This window comes from Streptomyces sp. NPDC021020 (genome assembly GCF_044333285.1).
Lineage (GTDB): Bacteria > Actinomycetota > Actinomycetes > Streptomycetales > Streptomycetaceae > Actinacidiphila.
The window spans coordinates 795,056-810,593 of record NZ_JBIRQQ010000003.1 but is presented as its reverse complement, the minus strand read 5'-3'; the positions used below and the strand labels follow the sequence as shown (position 1 = coordinate 810,593).

Genomic DNA, 15,538 nt, shown 5'->3' with positions numbered 1-15,538 from the left:
ACGACGGGGGACGGGAACCACCATGACGAGGACACGGACGAAACCGGCAGGCACGGCGGAAGCGGACGCCGAGGCCGAGGGCAAGGCGTGCCGCCGCATGTGGTGGCGGCGCGGCCCGGAGGACTTCGAGCAGGAGATCGAGCACCTCAAGGCACCCGACGGCGGGGCGCTCATCCCGTGGCTGCTGATGGTGATCGGCCCCGGCGCGGACATCCTCAAGGGCGAGGTGGCCCTGCCGTGGCTCGCCGGGAGCGGGCTGCTGCTCTTCTGCGTGCTGTACGTGGCCACTGTCCGCTCGTCCTTCAGCGAGCGGTGGCGGCGCGGCCGGGTGCCGTACCAGCTGCTCGGCGCGCTCGGCGCGGTCATGCTCGCGCTGGCGATCGGCTACGGCGGCAACTTCCTGCTGCTGTTCGTGCTGACGTCCCTGGGCGCGGGCTGCGTCTCGCGCAGCCGCCGCTTCCTGGGGGCCTCGCTGACGCTGCTCAGCGCCTCGGCGGGCGTGGTGTCGAGCCTGCACCACGAGGGCTTCTGGAGCACCACCAGCCTGGCGTACGGGACCTTCCTGTCCGGCTTCGTCGTGTCGCTGATCATCACGCTCTTCCAGGCGGTGGCGAAGCTCAAGGCCACCCGGCAGGAGCTGGCGCGCAACGCCGTCGCGGAGGAGCGGCTGCGCTTCTCGCGCGACCTGCACGACCTGCTGGGGCACACGCTGTCGGTCGTCGTGGTCAAGGCGGAGGCCGCGCGGCGGCTCGCGCCGCGCAACATGGAGGCGGCGCTGACGCAGGTCGGCGACATCGAGGCGGTCGGGCGGCAGGCCCTCACCGAGATCCGCGAGGCCGTCACGGGCTACCGCGAGGGCAGCCTCGCGACCGAGCTGGACCGCGCGCGCTCGGCGCTGGCCGCCTCCGACATCGAGGTCGTGGTGCAGGAGTCCGGCCCGCCGCTGCCGCCGCAGACCGAGGCGCTGCTGGGCTGGGTGGTACGCGAGGGCGTCACGAACGTCGTACGGCACAGCGGCGCGGCGCGGGCCCGTATAGAGCTGCACGCGGCGGACGGGCAGGCCCGCCTGACGATCACCGACGACGGCTGCGGCCCCGCCCCCGCCACCCCGCCCCGCCCCGCCGCCGGGACGACGGCGACCCTGCCCCGTACGGGCACGGGCCTGCGCGGCCTGACCGAACGCCTCGCGTCGGCGGGCGGCTCCCTGACGACCGGCCCGTCCCCGTCCGGCGGCTTCCGCGTGACGGCGGTGCTGCCGACCGGCGAGGACACGGCGGGCTGAGCCCGCAGCGCGGCGTACCGGGCCGCCGGGTCCGGCGTACGGGGCCGGGTCCGCGCTCGCGGCTGGACCGGGCCGCAGGGGGCTGGACCAGGCTCGCGGAGGTACGGGACCGGCTCGTCTACGCCCCGGCGTCCGGCGTGCGCAGGTCGGCCACGACGCGGAAGCGCTCCAGCACCACCGGCGTGCTGTCGTCGACCGTGAAGTGCGGGTCGTCCAGGGCCTCGCGCATCTCGTCGCTGTGCCAGAAGGCCTCGTGCCCGCGCCGCCACTGCTCCACGGTGGTGTACCCCTCCCCCTCGTCCACGGCGTGCGCGAGGTCCACCTCCCCGAGCGGCACCACCCGCACCTCGGTGACCTCGACGACGGCGACCCCGCGCCCGGCGGAGTCCAGCACCACCGACCGCTCCCCGACCCGCGGCAGCTCCTCCCCCTCGTGCGCGTAGTCGGCGACGACCCCGGTCGTGGACGTCTTGCTGCCGTCCAGCACCGCGGCGACCAGCTGGTCCCGCAGCTCCCCGGGAAAGCCCAGCTCCATGATCCCCGGCGCCTCGGCGCCGCCCTCTGCTCCGTCCGTCATGGCAGGTGAGGCTATCGGCTCACCCGGCGGGCCACGCGCCGACGACGTCCGCGGCCGACCACACGACGTCCACCGCGCCCTCGGGCAGCGCGGCGCCGGAGCGGGAGACGACCACGAGGCCGGTCGTGCCCGGGGTGAAGCCGGGGATCTGCGGGGCGGCCTGCAGAAGGGCCATGAGGTCGTGGACGTCGAAGGGGGTGGCGAGCCACTTGACCGATCCGGCGAAGCGCACCGCTCCCGCGACGGGCGCGCGGTCGGCGCCCACGAGGTCGACCTCGGGGTCGAAGCGGCGGTTCCACCAGCCGCCGACCGCCGCGGTGTCCGGCCAGGGCAGCTCACCCGCGCCCGCGGCCAGCTCCAGCGACTCCCTGACCAGCGGCTCCACCGCCCGGCCGCGCCAGGCGGACCAGCGGCGGCGCACCACGTCGAACGCCGAGTCGGCGCGGCCCCGGCGGGACTGCTCCTGCGCGGAGCGCAGCGCGGCGAGGTAGAGCCGCAGGTTGCTGTCGGCGACGCGGTAGAGCGCGGGCTTGCCGCTGGCGGTGGACAGCGGCGCGTCCACCGCCAGCACCCGCTTCTCCGTGACGAGGCGGTGCAGCAGCGGCGAGAGCGCGCCGGAGGCGAGCGGCCCGGCGCGGCCGCCCGCGGCGGCGGCGATGTTGGCGTGCGTGCGGTCGCCGCTCCCGACGGCCTCCAGCACCCGGCGGGCCTGGTCGGGCGCGGGGAATTCCGCCAGCAGCGCGGCCTCGGGCACGCCGAACAGCGCCGAGGCCGGGTCCGCGCACTCGTCCTCGATGAATTCCAGCGCGGGCGTGGCATGCGGCCAGATCCGCAGGATGCCGGGCAGGCCGCCGGAGACCAGGTGCGCGTCGACCGCGTCGGCCGGTTCCAGCCCGAGCGCCTTGCCGGTCTCGGCCGGGTTCAGCGGGCCGAGGACCATGGTGTCGGAGCGCCCGTAGAAGGGCCGGTCGTACGCCGTGAGGCGCTCCATCATGTGCAGGTCGCTGCCGAGGAGCAGCAGCAGGACGGGGCGTTGGGACAGCAGCCGGTCCCACGCGGTCTGGAGGGCGCCGTCGAAGAGGTCGTCCTGCTCGGTGAGCCACGGCAGCTCGTCGACGACGACCACGCACGGCCGGTCCGGCAGCACGGAGGCCAGTACCCGGAAGGCGTCCGGCCAGCTTCCCGGCACCGGATTCCCGTCCGCCCCGGGCACCAGCTCCGGATCGGTGGGCAGCCCGGACTCCCGCAGTTCGCCGAGGAAGGCCCCCACCGCCTCGACCGGCGAGGCCCCCTTCGTCGCGGTGAAGAAGGCGTAGGGCACCTCCACGCGGTCACAGAACTCCTGCGCCAGCCGCGACTTCCCGACCTGCCGCCGCCCGCGCAGCGCGACCGCCACCCCGCTCCCGGACGCGGCCGCCCGGTCCAGCCGCTTGCGCAGCATCGCCAGTTCCTGCCGCCGCCCGACAAAGCTGTCCGCCATGGCGCCCGCCTCCTTTCTGGATCCCACCTTGGTAGATCCTGTCTACATAGATTCTAGCTACGTAGACGAGATCTACCAAAGTTATCCACAGCCCCGCGGCCCCCCGTTTCAGCGCAGCACCGCCGACAGCAGGTCGCTGCCCAGCGCCGTCAGGTCGGGGAGGTTGAGGGTGTAGCGGACGTAGCGGCCGTGGCGGTGGGAGGTGAGGAGGCCCGCGCGGCGGAGGACGGCGAGGTGGCGGGAGACCTCCGGGGGTGACAGCTCCCAGAAGTGGGCCAGCTCGCTGGTGGTGTGGGGGCCGCGGGCCAGGGTGCGCAGCAGGCGGAGGCGTACGGGGTGGGCGAGGGCCTCCAGGCGGCGGGTGACCGTCTCCACGGGGACGGGCTCGGGCGGGCGGGGCTCCGCGACGGGGTATTGCAGCACCGGGTGCCAGCCGGGGGCGTGGACGGCCACCAGGTGGGGGCGGCTGAAGACGCTGGGGATGAGGGTGACCCCGGCGCCGTGGGCGGCGGTCGCCTTGTCCTGGACCTTGTCCACGACGATGCAGTCGCCGTCCGGCGCCAGGGTGACCGCGCCGGAGACCGAGGCGAGTGCCGCCCCGAGGCCCTGGCGCCTGAGCAGTTCGTTCTTCAGCCGCAGGTCGGTGGCGAGCTGCACCGCGGCGCCCGCCCAGGCGTCGTCGAAGAAGGCCCCGGCGCATTCCTCCAGCGTGCGGCGCACCCGCGCCCGTACCGCGGCGGGGTCGGCCAGCAGCCGTTCCGCGAAGGCCTCCTGGAGCGCGCCGCGGGCCTGGGCCACGTCCAGGGCCCGTTCGCGCGCCGCCGTGTCGGTGAGCGGGGACGCCCCGCGGAAGTGGATGCGGTTGCTGCCGCAGGTGGTGACGAGCGCGGCGGTCACGTACCTCTCGTCGTCGATCCGGTCGACGTCGTCCAGTTCTTCGGCCAGCGTCGGCCGGGGCCGCGACGGGATCAGGAAGTCGGCCTGCGTGTAGCGCCAGAGGAACTCCGCCTCCCGCAGCCGCTCGGCCAGCTCCGGCCGCAGCCCCGTCCAGACGTCCGCGGCCCACCCGGCGAACTGCGGATGGTGGCCGGGCTCGGCCAGTATGTGCAGCATCGCGGTCAGCTCGGCCAGCGGGGAGGCGGCGAACCGCACCCGCTCGGACGGCACGCCGCCGATGTCGATCCTCAGCATGCCCCCATCATCACCGCGCGCCCGACCGGGCGGTGGCGCCGATTGACGATACGCGTCAACCCGCGTGCCCCGCCCCCGCGGCCGGACGCAGCGTCGGCGCCATGGCAACCACCACCGCGATCCGGCCCCGCGCCCTCGTCCGCGCCTCGGGCGGCCCCCGCTACGCCGCCGCCCTGGCCGTGGACGCGCTCGGCACCGGCCTGCTGCGACCCTTCCTGCTGCTCTACGGCACGGCGGTGCTGGGTCTTTCCGCCCCGGTCACCGGCGCAGCGATGACGGCCGGCATCGTCGTCGGCCTGGGGTGCACGCCCGTGGTGGGCCGGTGGCTGGACCGCGGCGCGCGCAGCGCCGTCGTGGCGGCGTCGATGCTGGTGCGGGTGCTGGGCGTGGCGCTGCTGCTGGCCGCCCCGGCGGGGCACGTCCCACTCTTCGCGGCGGCCGCGCTCTTCCTCGGCGTCGGCAACCAGGCCTGGCCCGCCGCCCATGCCGCGCTCGTGGCGACGGTCTCCCGCGGGCGCGAGCGGGACACCGCCCTTGCCGGGGCCCGCGCCCTGCGCAACGCGGGCCTCGGCGTCGGGGCGCTGCTGGCCACCGCGTGCATGGCGGGCGGCGCCGGGGCGCTGCGGGGGCTCGCCGCGGTGACCGCGCTCGCCTACCTCGCCGCGGTGGCCCTGGCGTGGTCGGTCCGTGTGCACGCGGACGCGGCGGCCGCCGCCCCGGCCGAGAGGCGGGAGGCCGAGCCCGCGCCGCGGATGCGCGCGCTGCTCGCCGCCAACGTGGTCTACGTCTTCTGCCTCAATGTGCCCGAGGTCGCGCTCCCGCTGGTCCTGACGACGCAGCTGCACGCGTCCGCGGTGTGGCCGGGGGCCGTCTTCGTGGCCAACACGGTACTGGTCGTCACCTTGCAGGTGCCGGTCACCGCCGCGCTGTCCCGCTTCCCCCGGCGGAGCGTGCTGGCCGCCTCCGGGGTGCTGCTGGCCGCGTCCTACCTCGGCTTCCTCGCGGCCGTCCCGCTGGGCGGCGGGCGGGCCGTCCCCGCCGTCGCCGCGGTGTCCGTGCTCTGCACGCTCGGCGAGATCGTCTACGCGGGCAGCGCCACCGCCCTGGTCACCGCGCTCGCCCCGGCGCCCGTCCTGGGCCGCGCCCTCGCCCGCTTCCAGCTCTCCACGGGCTTCGGCCTCGCCGTCTCCCCCGCCGTCATCACCGCCCTCGCCCCGCACGGCCCGGCCGCGCTGTGGGGCGGCCTCGCCGCCGCGACGCTCGTGTCCGCCGCCGCCGTGGCCAGGGAGAAGGACGGGGGGCGCTCCCGCGCGGGCCTGGGCGGGGCGGGCCGTAAAGTGGCGGGGTGACGGAGGATGGGGCGCGGTCCGTGCGGGTGCTGCTCGCGGAGGACCAGGGGATGATGCGGGGAGCGCTGGCGCTGCTGCTCGACCTGGAGGACGACCTGGAGGTCGTCGCACAGGTCGGGGCCGGGGACCGGGTGGTGGCCGAGGCGCTGGACGTACGGCCGGACGTGGCGCTGCTCGACATCGAGATGCCGGGGATGAGCGGGCTGGACGCGGCGGCGGAGCTGCGGGAGAAGCTGCCGGAGTGCCGGGTGCTGATCCTCACGACGTTCGGGCGGCCGGGGTATCTGCGGCGGGCGATGGAGGCGGGGGCGGCGGGCTTCCTCGTCAAGGACGGGCCCGTGGAGGAGCTGGCCGGGGCGATCCGGCGGGTGCTGCGCGGGGAGCGCGTCATCGACCCGGCGCTGGCCGCGGCCGCGCTCAGCGCGGGGGCGAGCCCGCTGACGGCGCGCGAGCGGGACGTGCTCAACGCGGCGGCGGACGGCGCGACCGTCGCCGACATCGCCGGGAAGCTCTTCCTGTCGGAGTCCACCGTCCGCAACTACCTGTCCGCGGCGATCGGCAAGACCGGCAGCCGCAACCGTATGGAGGCGGTGCGCGCCGCCCGCCAGAACGGCTGGCTCTGACCGGCGGCGCCCGCCCCGTACGGCTCCCCGGAGCTACTACGCCTTGGCCACCTGGGGCTGCGGCTTCGGCAGCAGCACCGCGAGCGCGCTCGCCGCGACCAGGAAGGCCGCGCTCACCAGGAAGGCCAGGCCGTAGCCGGACGACAGCGCGACCGCCGCGCTCGCGCCCGCGTGGCCGCGGGAGCTGATGCGGGAGGCGGCGATCGTCGCGAGGATCGTCAGGCCCAGCGCGCCGCCCAGCTGCCGGGAGGTGTTGAGCAGGCCCGACACCAGGCCCTGGTCGGTACGGCCGACGCCGGACATCGCCGCGGCCGCGACCGGTGTCATCATCAGGCCCGCGCCGAACATCGTGAGGATGCCGGGCCCGAGGATGATGTTCAGGAAGGTGCTGTCGGCGCTCACCCGGCTCTGCCAGGCCAGGCCCGCCGCCGAGACCACGCCGCCGACGGCGACCAGCAGCCGCGCGTCGAAGCGGGCCATGAGGCGCGGGGCGAGCTTGGACCCGGCGACGATCGCGACGGTGTGCGGCAGGAAGGCCAGGCCCGTGCGGATCGGGCTGTAGTGCAGCACCTGCTGCATGTAGAGGGACAGGAAATACCACGTCGAGAAGGTCGCGGCGCCGGACACGAAGAGCAGGGTGTTCGACGAGGACACCGAGCGGATGGTGAACAGCCGCAGGTGGATGAGGGGTTCGGCGGTCCGCGCCTCCACCGCCGTGAAGAGCGCGAGCACCACGAGGCCGCCGACGAGCGGGCCCAGCGAGCGCGCCGAGGTCCAGCCGTGCGACTCGGTCTCCGCGATGCCGTACGCGAGCGCGGCGACGCCGCCGGTGACGAGCACGGCGCCGGGGATGTCCAGTCGGCGGACGGCCTGGCCGCGGCTCTCGGTGAGGCACAGCACCGCGCAGACCAGCACCAGCGCGCCGATGGGCACATTGACCAGCAGCACCCAGCGCCACGACAGCCAGTCGGTGAGCGCGCCGCCGACGAGGCCGCCCGCCGCGCCGCCGCCCGCGCCGACCGCGGTCCAGGTGGCTATCGCCCGGGTCCGCTCGGGGCCTTCGGGGAAGGAGGTGGTGAGGATGGACAGCGTGACGGGGGCGAGCACCGCCGAGCCGAGGCCCTGCACCGCCCGCGCGGTGATCAGCATCCCGGGGCTCTGCGCGAGCCCGCCCGCCAGGCTCGCGGCGGTGAAGAGGCCGAGCCCGGTCACGAAGGTGGCCTTGCGGCCCAGCAGGTCGGCGGCGCGCCCGCCGAGCAGCATGAAGCCCGCGAAGGTGAGCGCGTATCCGTTGACGACCCACTGCTGCGCGCTTTCGCCGAGCCCGAGCGAGTTGCGCATCGACGGCAGCGCGACGTTGACCACCGACACGTCGAGGACGACGAGGAATTGCCCGGCGCACACCGCGAGCAGCACGGCCCAGGCGGGTGCCGTCCTGCGCGTGGTGCGGTCGGCCGGGGTGGTGCGCTCTCCGAGGGTTTCACTCATGGACTCCATGCTCCCCGGCCGGAGGCCTTCTCCGCATCGGGACTTGGGACTACGACCATGGCCCCGGGCGCCTACGTCCCGCGGCCCGCGGGCGGCTACGGCGGGCGGCCCGGGGACCGTACGCCGTACGTCCGGCCGGTTTTCCGGCGAATCGTTACGGCCGCGCCCGCCGCAACCCGGCCACCAGCGGCTTCGTAGGATGACGGCGTGACAGAGGCGACGGAGACGGCACCTGGCGTGCTCGCGGCGTTCGAGGCCGCCAAGGGGTTCATGCCCGCGGACGAGGGCCTCGCCCTCCACGCGGCGGCGCGCGGTGCGGCCGCGCGGCTGGCGCTGCCCGTCCTGGAGATCGGCACCTACTGCGGGCGCTCGACGATCCTGCTCGCGGACGCGGCCCGGCAGGCGGGCACGGTCGTGGTGACCGTCGACCACCACCGCGGCAGCGAGGAGCAGCAGCCGGGCTGGGAATACCACGACCCGGCGCTGGTCGACCCGCACACCGGGCTGATGGACACCGTCCCGCACTTCCGCCGCACCCTGCACTCGGCGGGTCTCGAAGACCACGTCGTCGCTGTCGTCGGAAGGTCGCCGCAGGTCGCGGCGCTGTGGGGGCGGCCCTTCAGCCTGGTCTTCATCGACGGCGGCCACACCGACGAGCACGCCGGCGCCGACTACGAGGGCTGGGCGCCGCACGTCGCGCCCGGCGGACTGCTCGCGATCCACGATGTCTTCCCCGACCCGGCGGACGGCGGCCAGGCGCCCTACCGCGTCTATCTGCGCGCGCTGGAGTCCGGCGAATTCGCCGAGGAGTCGGTGACGGGCTCGCTGCGGCTGCTGCGCAGAGTGACCGGCGGCGCCACCGCCCGCTGACGCGCCGGCCGCACCGGCGACGTATGGTAGCGCCCTTGTCGCGCCGGGTGCCCGTTGTGCGGGGGCGGTGCGAGGCGGCGAGCCGGGCCGATAGAGTCGCGGGCGTGTTCAGCAACGAGTCACACGGGGGCACTCGGAGCAGGTCGCTGGCCGTCACGGCAGTCGTGGTGGTCGCGGCCCTGGCCGGGGGCTGGTTCGTGTACGACGCGCACCGCGGTACGGACGCCGGTTCGGCGGACGGCCGCGGGCCGGGAGCGGCGCCCGCCGCCGGTCGTACGACCCCCGCGGCGGTCGCGCACGGTGACGCCTCCGCGACTCCCGGCACGGCGTCGGCGACGCCCCGCAGGGAACTGACCGGCCGCACCGTCGTGCTCGACCCCGGACACAACCTCGGCAACGCCACGCACACCGCCGAGATCGGCAAGCTCGTCGACATCGGCACTAACCGCAAGGCGTGCGACACCACCGGCACCGCGACGAACGCGGGCTACCCCGAGGCGACGTACACCCTGGACGTCGCCCACCGGGCGAAGGCCCTGCTGGAGGCGCGCGGCGCGAAGGTCGTCCTCACCTACGACGGCGACCGCCCGTACGGCCCCTGCGTCGACGAGCGGGCCCGGACGGGGAACGCGGCGCACGCCGACGCCGCCCTGTCCATCCACGCCGACGGGGCGCCGGCCGACAAGTTCGGCTTCCATGTGATCGCGCCCAAGTCCCTGCACAAGGGGGCGGCGGACACCCGGGCCGTCGCGGCGCCGTCGCTGCGGCTGGCGACCACCCTGCGGTCGCACTTCCACACCGTGACCGGCGAGCCGCTCGCCAACTACCTCGGCGGCAAGGGCCTGACGGTCCGCGACGACCTCGGCGGGCTCAACCTCACGACCGTGCCGAAGGTCTTCATCGAGTGCGGCAACATGCGCAACGCGCACGACGCCGCGGAGATGACCGACCCGGCGTGGCGGCAGAAGGCCGCCGAGGGGATCGCCGACGGGCTCACCGCCTTCCTGGAAGGGAAGAGGTGACAGGGCTGTAGCAGTCCGGTATGGATCGTGCACCAATGCTCATACGGGGGCCACCCGGTCAAGATCGTCCCCGTACCATGGGGCACCTCCCCGAACTCGACGGTGCCAGGGCGCACATGCCGCACCCGCGGCGGATGCGAGAGCACGACATTCACCAGCAGAAGCAGTACCGACAAAGGACAGGACCCTGACGTGAACATCCGCTCCCTGACCCGAGGAGACGGCGCGGTGATCGGAGCAGCGGCGCTGCTGCTCATCGCTTCCTTCCTGCCGTACATCAGCATCGACTCGCAGTACGGGTCCGGGTCAAAGAACCTGTGGCACTCGGACTTCTTCCCGACCCTGCCCTCGGTCACGCTGACGGCCGTCGCCGCCGCAGGCGCCGTGTTCGCCTCCCGCGCGCCGCAGTTCAACGGCAAGCAGGTGCTGGGGCTGTCGTTCAAGCAGTGGGGGGTGGCGCTGTCGCTCTTCTCCGGCTGGACCGCCGTGTGGGCCGTGCTGTTCACCGACTTCGGCCCCTACGACAAGGGTGCGGGCGCCTGGCTGAGCCTGGTCTTCGGCCTGGTCCTCGCGGTCGTCGCGCCGCTGTCGGACCGCCTCCCGGCGCTCAAGGCCCCGCTGGCGAGCGCGCCCGCCCCGGCCGCGCAGCAGCCCTACGCGGTGGGCGGCCCCTCCTACGGCGCCACCCCGCAGCAGGCCGGCTACGGCTACCCCGGCGGCGCGCAGTCCGTCGACCCGGGCCTCGGCCAGCAGCAGGCCGGCTACGGCTACCCGGGCGGCGCGCAGCCCGCCGCGCCGCAGGCCCCGCAGCCGACCGCCGCGGCCGCCGACTTCAGCGCCTTCTGGTTCGCGGTGCCGGTGCCGCGCCCGCTGTACGCCGAGGACGGCTCCGGCGCGCAGATCGCCGAACTGACCCCGGGCACCTGGTACCTCGCCGTCGACCAGCGCGGTGCGCAGCTCATCGCGCAGACCCAGGACGGGCGCCGCGGCGTCCTCCAGGACAGCAGCGGCATCCAGCGCGGCTGAACCGTATCTCCTCAGGCACGGCACGGCGGCCGGCCACCCCGCACCGGGGTGGCCGGCCGCCGTGTCGTGCGCGCCCCGGCCGGGTTTCGAACGTCCGAACGCGGCAAGACGGCCGTCATGTACAGACGTTACGGCGGAAACCCCGCCGCGGCGATCATCCTCATCGCCGCAGACATCGCTGCGCTGATCCTCGTGCTGTGGATCATCTTCTTCGTCTTCGACGCCAACCGGGGCAACGACCTGGTGAACTGGGTCCACCACTCGGCGAACTGGCTGGCGACCTGGTCGAGGGACCTCTTCACCCCGGACAACGCCAATTGGCGCACGGTCCTCAACTACGGTCTGCCCGCCGTGGTCTACCTGGCCATCGCCCAGGCGGTGGCCGGCCGGGTCAACCGGTAGCGGGCGCCGGGTGATTCATCGAATGCGAGGCGGACAGCAGCCGGGCGCAAGGCCGTTCGGCAGCCGCTCCGCCCCGAAGACGGCGGTGGTCGCCTCGTCCCCCCCGAGTGCGGCCACCGCCAACAGCAGCGCGCCCGCCGTCCAAGTGGTGCGCTCCACGGGCCAGAAGGCGTCGTCGTCGAAGACGTAGCCGGTCCAGTACAGGCCGTCGTCCGCCCGCAGGTGCTGGATGTCGGCGAGTATCCGCACCGCGCGGTCCGACTCCCCCACCGCCCAGAGCGCCAGGGCCAGTTCGGCGCTCTCCCCGCCCGTCACCCACGGGTTGGGCAGCACGCAGCGCACCCCCAGTCCGGGCACCACGAAGCGGGACCAGCCCTCCTCGATACGGGCCAGGGCGCGCGGGCCGCGCAGCGCGCCGGACAGCACCGGGTAGTACCAGTCCATCGAGTAGTGGGACTTGTCGAGGAAGCGCTCGGGGTGCCGGCGGATCGCGTGGCCCAGCGCGCCGGTCGCCAACTCCCAGTCCGGCTGCGGCTCCTCGCGGTGCTCGGCCAGGGCCAGCGCGCAGCGCAGCGCCTGGTGCACCGACGAACTCCCGGTCAGCAGCGCGTCGGTGACGATCGCGCCGCCGTCCTCCACGGCCTCCCGCTTCCAGCCGATCTGCCCGCCGGGCTGCTGGAGCGCGAGCACGAACTCCACCGCGGCCGCGACCACCGGCCACATCCGGTCGGCGAACGCGTCGTCGCCGGTGGACAGGTAGTGGTGCCAGACGCCGACGGCGACGTACGCGCAGAAGTTGGACTCACGGGCCCGGTCCACCGGGCGGGCCGGGTCGCCGTCCTGGTAGGCGGCGAACCACCCGCCGTCCGGCTGCTGGTGGCGGGCGAGCCAGGTGTACGCGGCCTCCGCCGCGTCCCGTTCGCCCGCCGCGTCCAGCGCCATCGCCGCCTCGATGTGGTCCCACGGGTCGAGGTGGTGGCCGGGGAACCACGGGATCGCCCCGTCCGGCCGCTGCGCCGCGAGCACCGCGTCCACCGTCCGCTCGGCCTGCTCGGCGGTGAGCACGCCGGGCAGCACCAGCCGTTCGGTGCCGCGCCACCGCCCGGCCCTGGTCACGCGGGAGCGTCCAGCGACTCGTCGAACACCGCGGCCGTGTCCGGCAGTTGCGGCAGTTGCGGCTTGGTCGCGTACGCCACGAAGCTCTTGCCGATGAGCGGGTTGAGCGCCTGCTCGGCCAGCCGGGTGGCCAGCGGCTTCTTCACGATGTCCCACACCAGCAGCTTGTGGTAGAGCTTCACCGGCAGCGCCTTGTCGTTGTCGACGCCGACCGCGCACTTGATCCACCAGTACGGCGCGTGCAGGCCGTGCGCGTGGTGCGTGCCGTACGGGCGCAGGCCCGCCTCGCGCATCCGCTCCAGCAGCTCGTCGGCCTTGTAGATGCGGATGTGGCCGCCCTCGACCTCGTGGTAAGCGTCGGAGAGCGCCCAGCAGACCTTCTCCGGCCCGTAGCGCGGCACGGTCACCGCGATGCGGCCGCCGGGCCGCAGCACCCGCACCATCTCGGCGAGCACGCCCTTGTCGTCCGGAATGTGCTCCATCACCTCGGAGATGATCACGACGTCGAAGCTGTCGTCGGGGAAGGGGAGGTGGTGGGCGTCGCCCTCCATGGCCGTCGCGCTCGCCCCCGCGGGGGCCTCGCCGGCCTCGCGCATCGCCGCGAACCACTTCGCGACCTCGCGGATCTCGTCGCCGTTGCGGTCCAGTGCGACGACGCGGGCGCCGCGGCGGTAGCACTCGAAGGCGTGCCGGCCGCCGCCGCAGCCGAGGTCCAGCACGCGGTCGCCTTCGGCGACGGGGAAGCGGGTGAAGTCCACGGTCAGCATGAGGTGCTCCCCGTTCCGGGTGCGTTGACGTTTCCGTTCGGGCCCGGGCCCCCAGGGGCGCGGGGAACTGCGCGAGCAACCACCCGCGGGCCGGTGGTCCGGATCGGACCCGTCTGCCCCTCCGGGTCGGTGGCGACGTGCGCCACGGCGGCGGGTTGCCCGCTCCGTTCTCCCCCAGAGCTTCGCCTGGGAGGTGCCCCCACGCGCCCCTGGGGGTTGCCCTCCTGCGCAACGGCCCCGTGCGCCGCGATCGCCTCGCGGTAGAGGTCGGCCGTCTGCGCGGCCGCGCGGGCCCAGGTGAAGTGGGTCAGGACGCGGGCGCGGCCCGCGGCCGCGAGGCGGTGGCGGAGGGCGGGGTCGGCGAGGGCGCGGTCGAGGGCCGCGGAGAGTGCGGGCGCGTCGCCCGGCGGGACCGCGAGGCAGGTCTCGCCGTCGGGCCCGGCGACCTCGGGGACGGCGCCGCCCGTGGTGGCGACCAGGGCCGTACCGGTCGCCATCGCCTCCGCGGCGGGGAGCGAGAAGCCCTCGTAGAGCGACGGCACGCACGCGACCTGGGCGCTGCGGAGGAGGTCGACCAGCTCCGCGTCGCTTATGCCCTTGACGAAGTCCACCGCCCCTTCGAGCCCGTAGCGCCCGATCGCCTCGGCGACCGGCCCGGCCTCGGGCCGCTTGCCGACGACGACCAGATGCGCGTCCGGGTGCGCCGCCCGGACCTTCGCGAGCGCCTCGACGAGGAAGACCAGGCCCTTGAGGGGCACGTCGGCGCTGGAGGTCGTGACGATCCGGCCGGGCACCTCGGGCACCGCCGGGTCGGGGCTGAAGAGCGCGGTGTCCGCGCCGATCGGCACGGTGTGCACCCGCTCGGGGCGTACGCCGAGGTCCGCGGTGATCTCGGCGCTGGACGAGCCGGAGACGGTGAGCACGGACGGGAGCCGACGGGCCACCCGCTTCTGCATGCGGGTGAAGCCGTACCAGCGGCGTACGGACACCCGCCGCCGCCAGTCCTGCGCGGCGGCCAGTTCCAGCCGCCGGTCGACGGTGATGGGGTGGTGGATCGTGGTGACGAGCGGCATCCGCAGGCCCAGCAGCCCGTAGCCGAGCGTCTGGTTGTCGTGGACGACGTCGAAGTCGGCGCGGCGGGCGGCGAGATGGCGGCGGGCCCGCAGGCTGAAGGTGAGCGGCTCGGGGAAGCCGCCGGTCCACATGGTGGCGACCTCCAGCGCGTCGACCCAGTCCCGGTACTCGCCGCGCGAGGGCGTACGGAAGGGGTCGGGCTGGCGGTAGAGGTCGAGGCTGGGCAGCTCGGTGAGGGTCACGCCCGCGCCGACCGCGTCGAGGACGGGGTAGGGCTGGGCGCCGATGACCTCGACGCTGTGGCCGAGCGCCGCCAGCTCGCGGGACAGATGCCGTACGTAGACGCCCTGGCCGCCGCAGTACGGGTTGCCCTTGTAGCTCAGCAGCGCGATCCGCAGCGGTCTGGAATCTGCCGTCACTCCGGCCCCCTTCGCAGCGATTGAGCGGGAGCGTAACCGGTCGCGCTAATCTAGAACAAGTTTCAGACTCGATGGTACAGAGGGTGGATCACCCGGCAACCGGACGGCCCCCGCGGGCCCGTCCCGGTGCCCGCGGGGCCACCTGCGTGACGGACGGACGTGCCCATGGACCGCGTGACCGGCGGTGTGCCCGGCGAGACCGGCAGGACCAGTACGACCGGTGCGACCGGTGCGACCGGCGTATCGAGCCTGTCGCGTTTGACCGTACGGCAGGAGGCCCGGCGGCGGCGCATCCTGGAGGCCAGCACCCGGCTCGCCGCCGGGGGCGGCTTCGACGCGGTCCAGATGCGCGAGGTCGCCGAGGAGTCCGGGGTCGCGCTCGGCACGCTCTACCGCTACTTCCCGTCCAAGATCCATCTGCTGGTCGCGGTCATGCAGGACCAGCTCGGGCGGCTGCACGGCACGCTGCTGGACCGTCCGCCGGCCGCCGCGACGCCGGGCGAGCGGGTGGCCGAAACGCTCCTGCGGGCCTTCCGCGCGCTCCAGCGCGAGCCGCTGCTCGCGGAGGCGATGGTGCGGGCGGTGATCTTCGCCGACCGGTCGGTGCGCGAGGACGTCGACACGGTGTCGGTGCTGACCCGGGCGATCATCCTGGACGCGATGCGGCTGACCGGGGAGCCGAGCGCGGAGTGCCTCTCGGCCGTCCGGGTGGTCGAGCACACCTGGCACGCGGCGCTGGTCAGCTGGCTGACCGACCGCGCGGCGGTGGGTCAGGTGCAGACGGACATCCGGACGGTGTGCCGGCTGGTCCCGGCGGAGTAGCACGGGCGCCGGAGCGACGCGACGGGCGGT

At 74.6% G+C, this 15,538-nt stretch carries 15 protein-coding genes; 8 read left to right on the top strand and 7 right to left on the bottom strand.

What is annotated here, in order from left to right; translation table 11 throughout:
* Positions 1-22 precede the first annotated feature (22 nt).
* The gene (locus ACH4SL_RS11890) at positions 23-1,282 is read left to right on the top strand and encodes a sensor histidine kinase (protein WP_398443975.1); all 1,260 of its coding nucleotides are present in this window, start codon (positions 23-25) and stop codon (positions 1,280-1,282) included.
* Positions 1,283-1,400: 118 nt separating this feature from the next.
* Here the strand turns inward: ACH4SL_RS11890 and ACH4SL_RS11885 are convergent, their stop codons facing one another.
* The 3 genes from ACH4SL_RS11885 to ACH4SL_RS11875 form a co-directional block, all read right to left on the bottom strand.
* Positions 1,401-1,859 (bottom strand): ASCH domain-containing protein, encoded by a 459-nt coding sequence (locus ACH4SL_RS11885; protein WP_398443973.1) that lies wholly within the window; start codon positions 1,857-1,859, stop codon positions 1,401-1,403.
* A 19-nt stretch (positions 1,860-1,878) separates the two neighbouring features.
* On the bottom strand, positions 1,879-3,339 hold the full coding sequence (locus ACH4SL_RS11880; protein ID WP_398443970.1) for an ATP-binding protein: 1,461 nt from the start codon (positions 3,337-3,339) through the stop codon (positions 1,879-1,881).
* 108 nt (positions 3,340-3,447) lie between these two features.
* Positions 3,448-4,530, bottom strand: coding sequence for a DUF5937 family protein (locus ACH4SL_RS11875; protein ID WP_398443968.1), 1,083 nt, complete (start codon positions 4,528-4,530; stop codon positions 3,448-3,450).
* A 101-nt stretch (positions 4,531-4,631) separates the two neighbouring features.
* On the opposite strand from ACH4SL_RS11875, the gene ACH4SL_RS11870 reads away from it, so the two are divergent.
* Together ACH4SL_RS11870 and ACH4SL_RS11865 are read left to right on the top strand one after the other, a co-directional pair.
* Positions 4,632-5,879: an MFS transporter gene (locus tag ACH4SL_RS11870; protein ID WP_398443966.1), complete on the top strand. Its 1,248-nt coding sequence runs from the start codon at positions 4,632-4,634 to the stop codon at positions 5,877-5,879.
* A complete protein-coding gene (locus ACH4SL_RS11865) occupies positions 5,876-6,502 on the top strand; it encodes a response regulator (protein ID WP_398443964.1) in 627 nt (208 codons plus the stop codon). The genes ACH4SL_RS11870 and ACH4SL_RS11865 overlap by 4 nt, the downstream gene beginning before the upstream one ends.
* A 36-nt stretch (positions 6,503-6,538) precedes the next feature.
* Here ACH4SL_RS11865 and ACH4SL_RS11860 read toward each other — a convergent pair whose 3' ends face one another.
* Positions 6,539-7,990 carry an MFS transporter gene (locus tag ACH4SL_RS11860; protein WP_398443962.1) on the bottom strand — a complete coding sequence of 484 codons (1,452 nt, stop codon included), beginning with the start codon at positions 7,988-7,990 and terminating at the stop codon, positions 6,539-6,541.
* Positions 7,991-8,260: 270 nt separating this feature from the next.
* Between ACH4SL_RS11860 and ACH4SL_RS11855 the strand changes: the two genes are divergently transcribed.
* The 4 genes from ACH4SL_RS11855 (at position 8,261) to ACH4SL_RS11840 (ending at position 11,310) form a co-directional block, all read left to right on the top strand.
* Positions 8,261-8,860 (top strand): class I SAM-dependent methyltransferase, encoded by a 600-nt coding sequence (locus tag ACH4SL_RS11855; protein ID WP_398444111.1) that lies wholly within the window; start codon positions 8,261-8,263, stop codon positions 8,858-8,860.
* Positions 8,861-8,964: 104 nt separating this feature from the next.
* Positions 8,965-9,882: an N-acetylmuramoyl-L-alanine amidase gene (locus ACH4SL_RS11850; protein WP_398443960.1), complete on the top strand. Its 918-nt coding sequence runs from the start codon at positions 8,965-8,967 to the stop codon at positions 9,880-9,882.
* A gap of 192 nt (positions 9,883-10,074) precedes the next feature.
* The gene (locus tag ACH4SL_RS11845) at positions 10,075-10,908 is read left to right on the top strand and encodes a hypothetical protein (RefSeq protein WP_398443958.1); all 834 of its coding nucleotides are present in this window, start codon (positions 10,075-10,077) and stop codon (positions 10,906-10,908) included.
* 117 nt (positions 10,909-11,025) lie between these two features.
* Positions 11,026-11,310 carry a hypothetical protein gene (locus ACH4SL_RS11840; protein WP_398443956.1) on the top strand — a complete coding sequence of 95 codons (285 nt, stop codon included), beginning with the start codon at positions 11,026-11,028 and terminating at the stop codon, positions 11,308-11,310.
* Positions 11,311-11,325: 15 nt separating this feature from the next.
* Here the strand turns inward: ACH4SL_RS11840 and ACH4SL_RS11835 are convergent, their stop codons facing one another.
* The 3 genes from ACH4SL_RS11835 to ACH4SL_RS11825 are packed head-to-tail and all read right to left on the bottom strand — an operon-like array spanning position 11,326 to position 14,686.
* On the bottom strand, positions 11,326-12,426 hold the full coding sequence (locus tag ACH4SL_RS11835) for a prenyltransferase/squalene oxidase repeat-containing protein (RefSeq protein WP_398443954.1): 1,101 nt from the start codon (positions 12,424-12,426) through the stop codon (positions 11,326-11,328).
* On the bottom strand, positions 12,423-13,193 hold the full coding sequence (locus ACH4SL_RS11830) for a class I SAM-dependent methyltransferase (RefSeq protein ID WP_398443952.1): 771 nt from the start codon (positions 13,191-13,193) through the stop codon (positions 12,423-12,425). Before ACH4SL_RS11830 ends, ACH4SL_RS11835 begins: the two co-directional genes overlap by 4 nt.
* Positions 13,187-14,686, bottom strand: coding sequence for a glycosyltransferase family 4 protein (locus ACH4SL_RS11825; RefSeq protein ID WP_398443950.1), 1,500 nt, complete (start codon positions 14,684-14,686; stop codon positions 13,187-13,189). The genes ACH4SL_RS11830 and ACH4SL_RS11825 overlap by 7 nt, the downstream gene beginning before the upstream one ends.
* Positions 14,687-14,851: 165 nt before the next feature.
* Between ACH4SL_RS11825 and ACH4SL_RS11820 the strand changes: the two genes are divergently transcribed.
* Positions 14,852-15,508, top strand: coding sequence for a TetR family transcriptional regulator (locus ACH4SL_RS11820; RefSeq protein WP_398443948.1), 657 nt, complete (start codon positions 14,852-14,854; stop codon positions 15,506-15,508).
* Positions 15,509-15,538: the final 30 nt, after the last annotated feature.

Coding starts and splice junctions, on each gene's coding strand:
- ACH4SL_RS11855 (WP_398444111.1), top strand. CDS start 8,261: ATGCCCGCGGACGAGGGCCTCGCCCTCCACGCGGCGGCGCGCGGTGCG.
- ACH4SL_RS11830 (WP_398443952.1), bottom strand. CDS start 13,193: ATGCTGACCGTGGACTTCACCCGCTTCCCCGTCGCCGAAGGCGACCGC.
- ACH4SL_RS11880 (WP_398443970.1), bottom strand. CDS start 3,339: ATGGCGGACAGCTTTGTCGGGCGGCGGCAGGAACTGGCGATGCTGCGC.
- ACH4SL_RS11820 (WP_398443948.1), top strand. CDS start 14,852: ATGGACCGCGTGACCGGCGGTGTGCCCGGCGAGACCGGCAGGACCAGT.
- ACH4SL_RS11885 (WP_398443973.1), bottom strand. CDS start 1,859: ATGACGGACGGAGCAGAGGGCGGCGCCGAGGCGCCGGGGATCATGGAG.
- ACH4SL_RS11860 (WP_398443962.1), bottom strand. CDS start 7,990: ATGAGTGAAACCCTCGGAGAGCGCACCACCCCGGCCGACCGCACCACG.
- ACH4SL_RS11875 (WP_398443968.1), bottom strand. CDS start 4,530: ATGCTGAGGATCGACATCGGCGGCGTGCCGTCCGAGCGGGTGCGGTTC.
- ACH4SL_RS11890 (WP_398443975.1), top strand. CDS start 23: ATGACGAGGACACGGACGAAACCGGCAGGCACGGCGGAAGCGGACGCC.
- ACH4SL_RS11840 (WP_398443956.1), top strand. CDS start 11,026: ATGTACAGACGTTACGGCGGAAACCCCGCCGCGGCGATCATCCTCATC.
- ACH4SL_RS11870 (WP_398443966.1), top strand. CDS start 4,632: ATGGCAACCACCACCGCGATCCGGCCCCGCGCCCTCGTCCGCGCCTCG.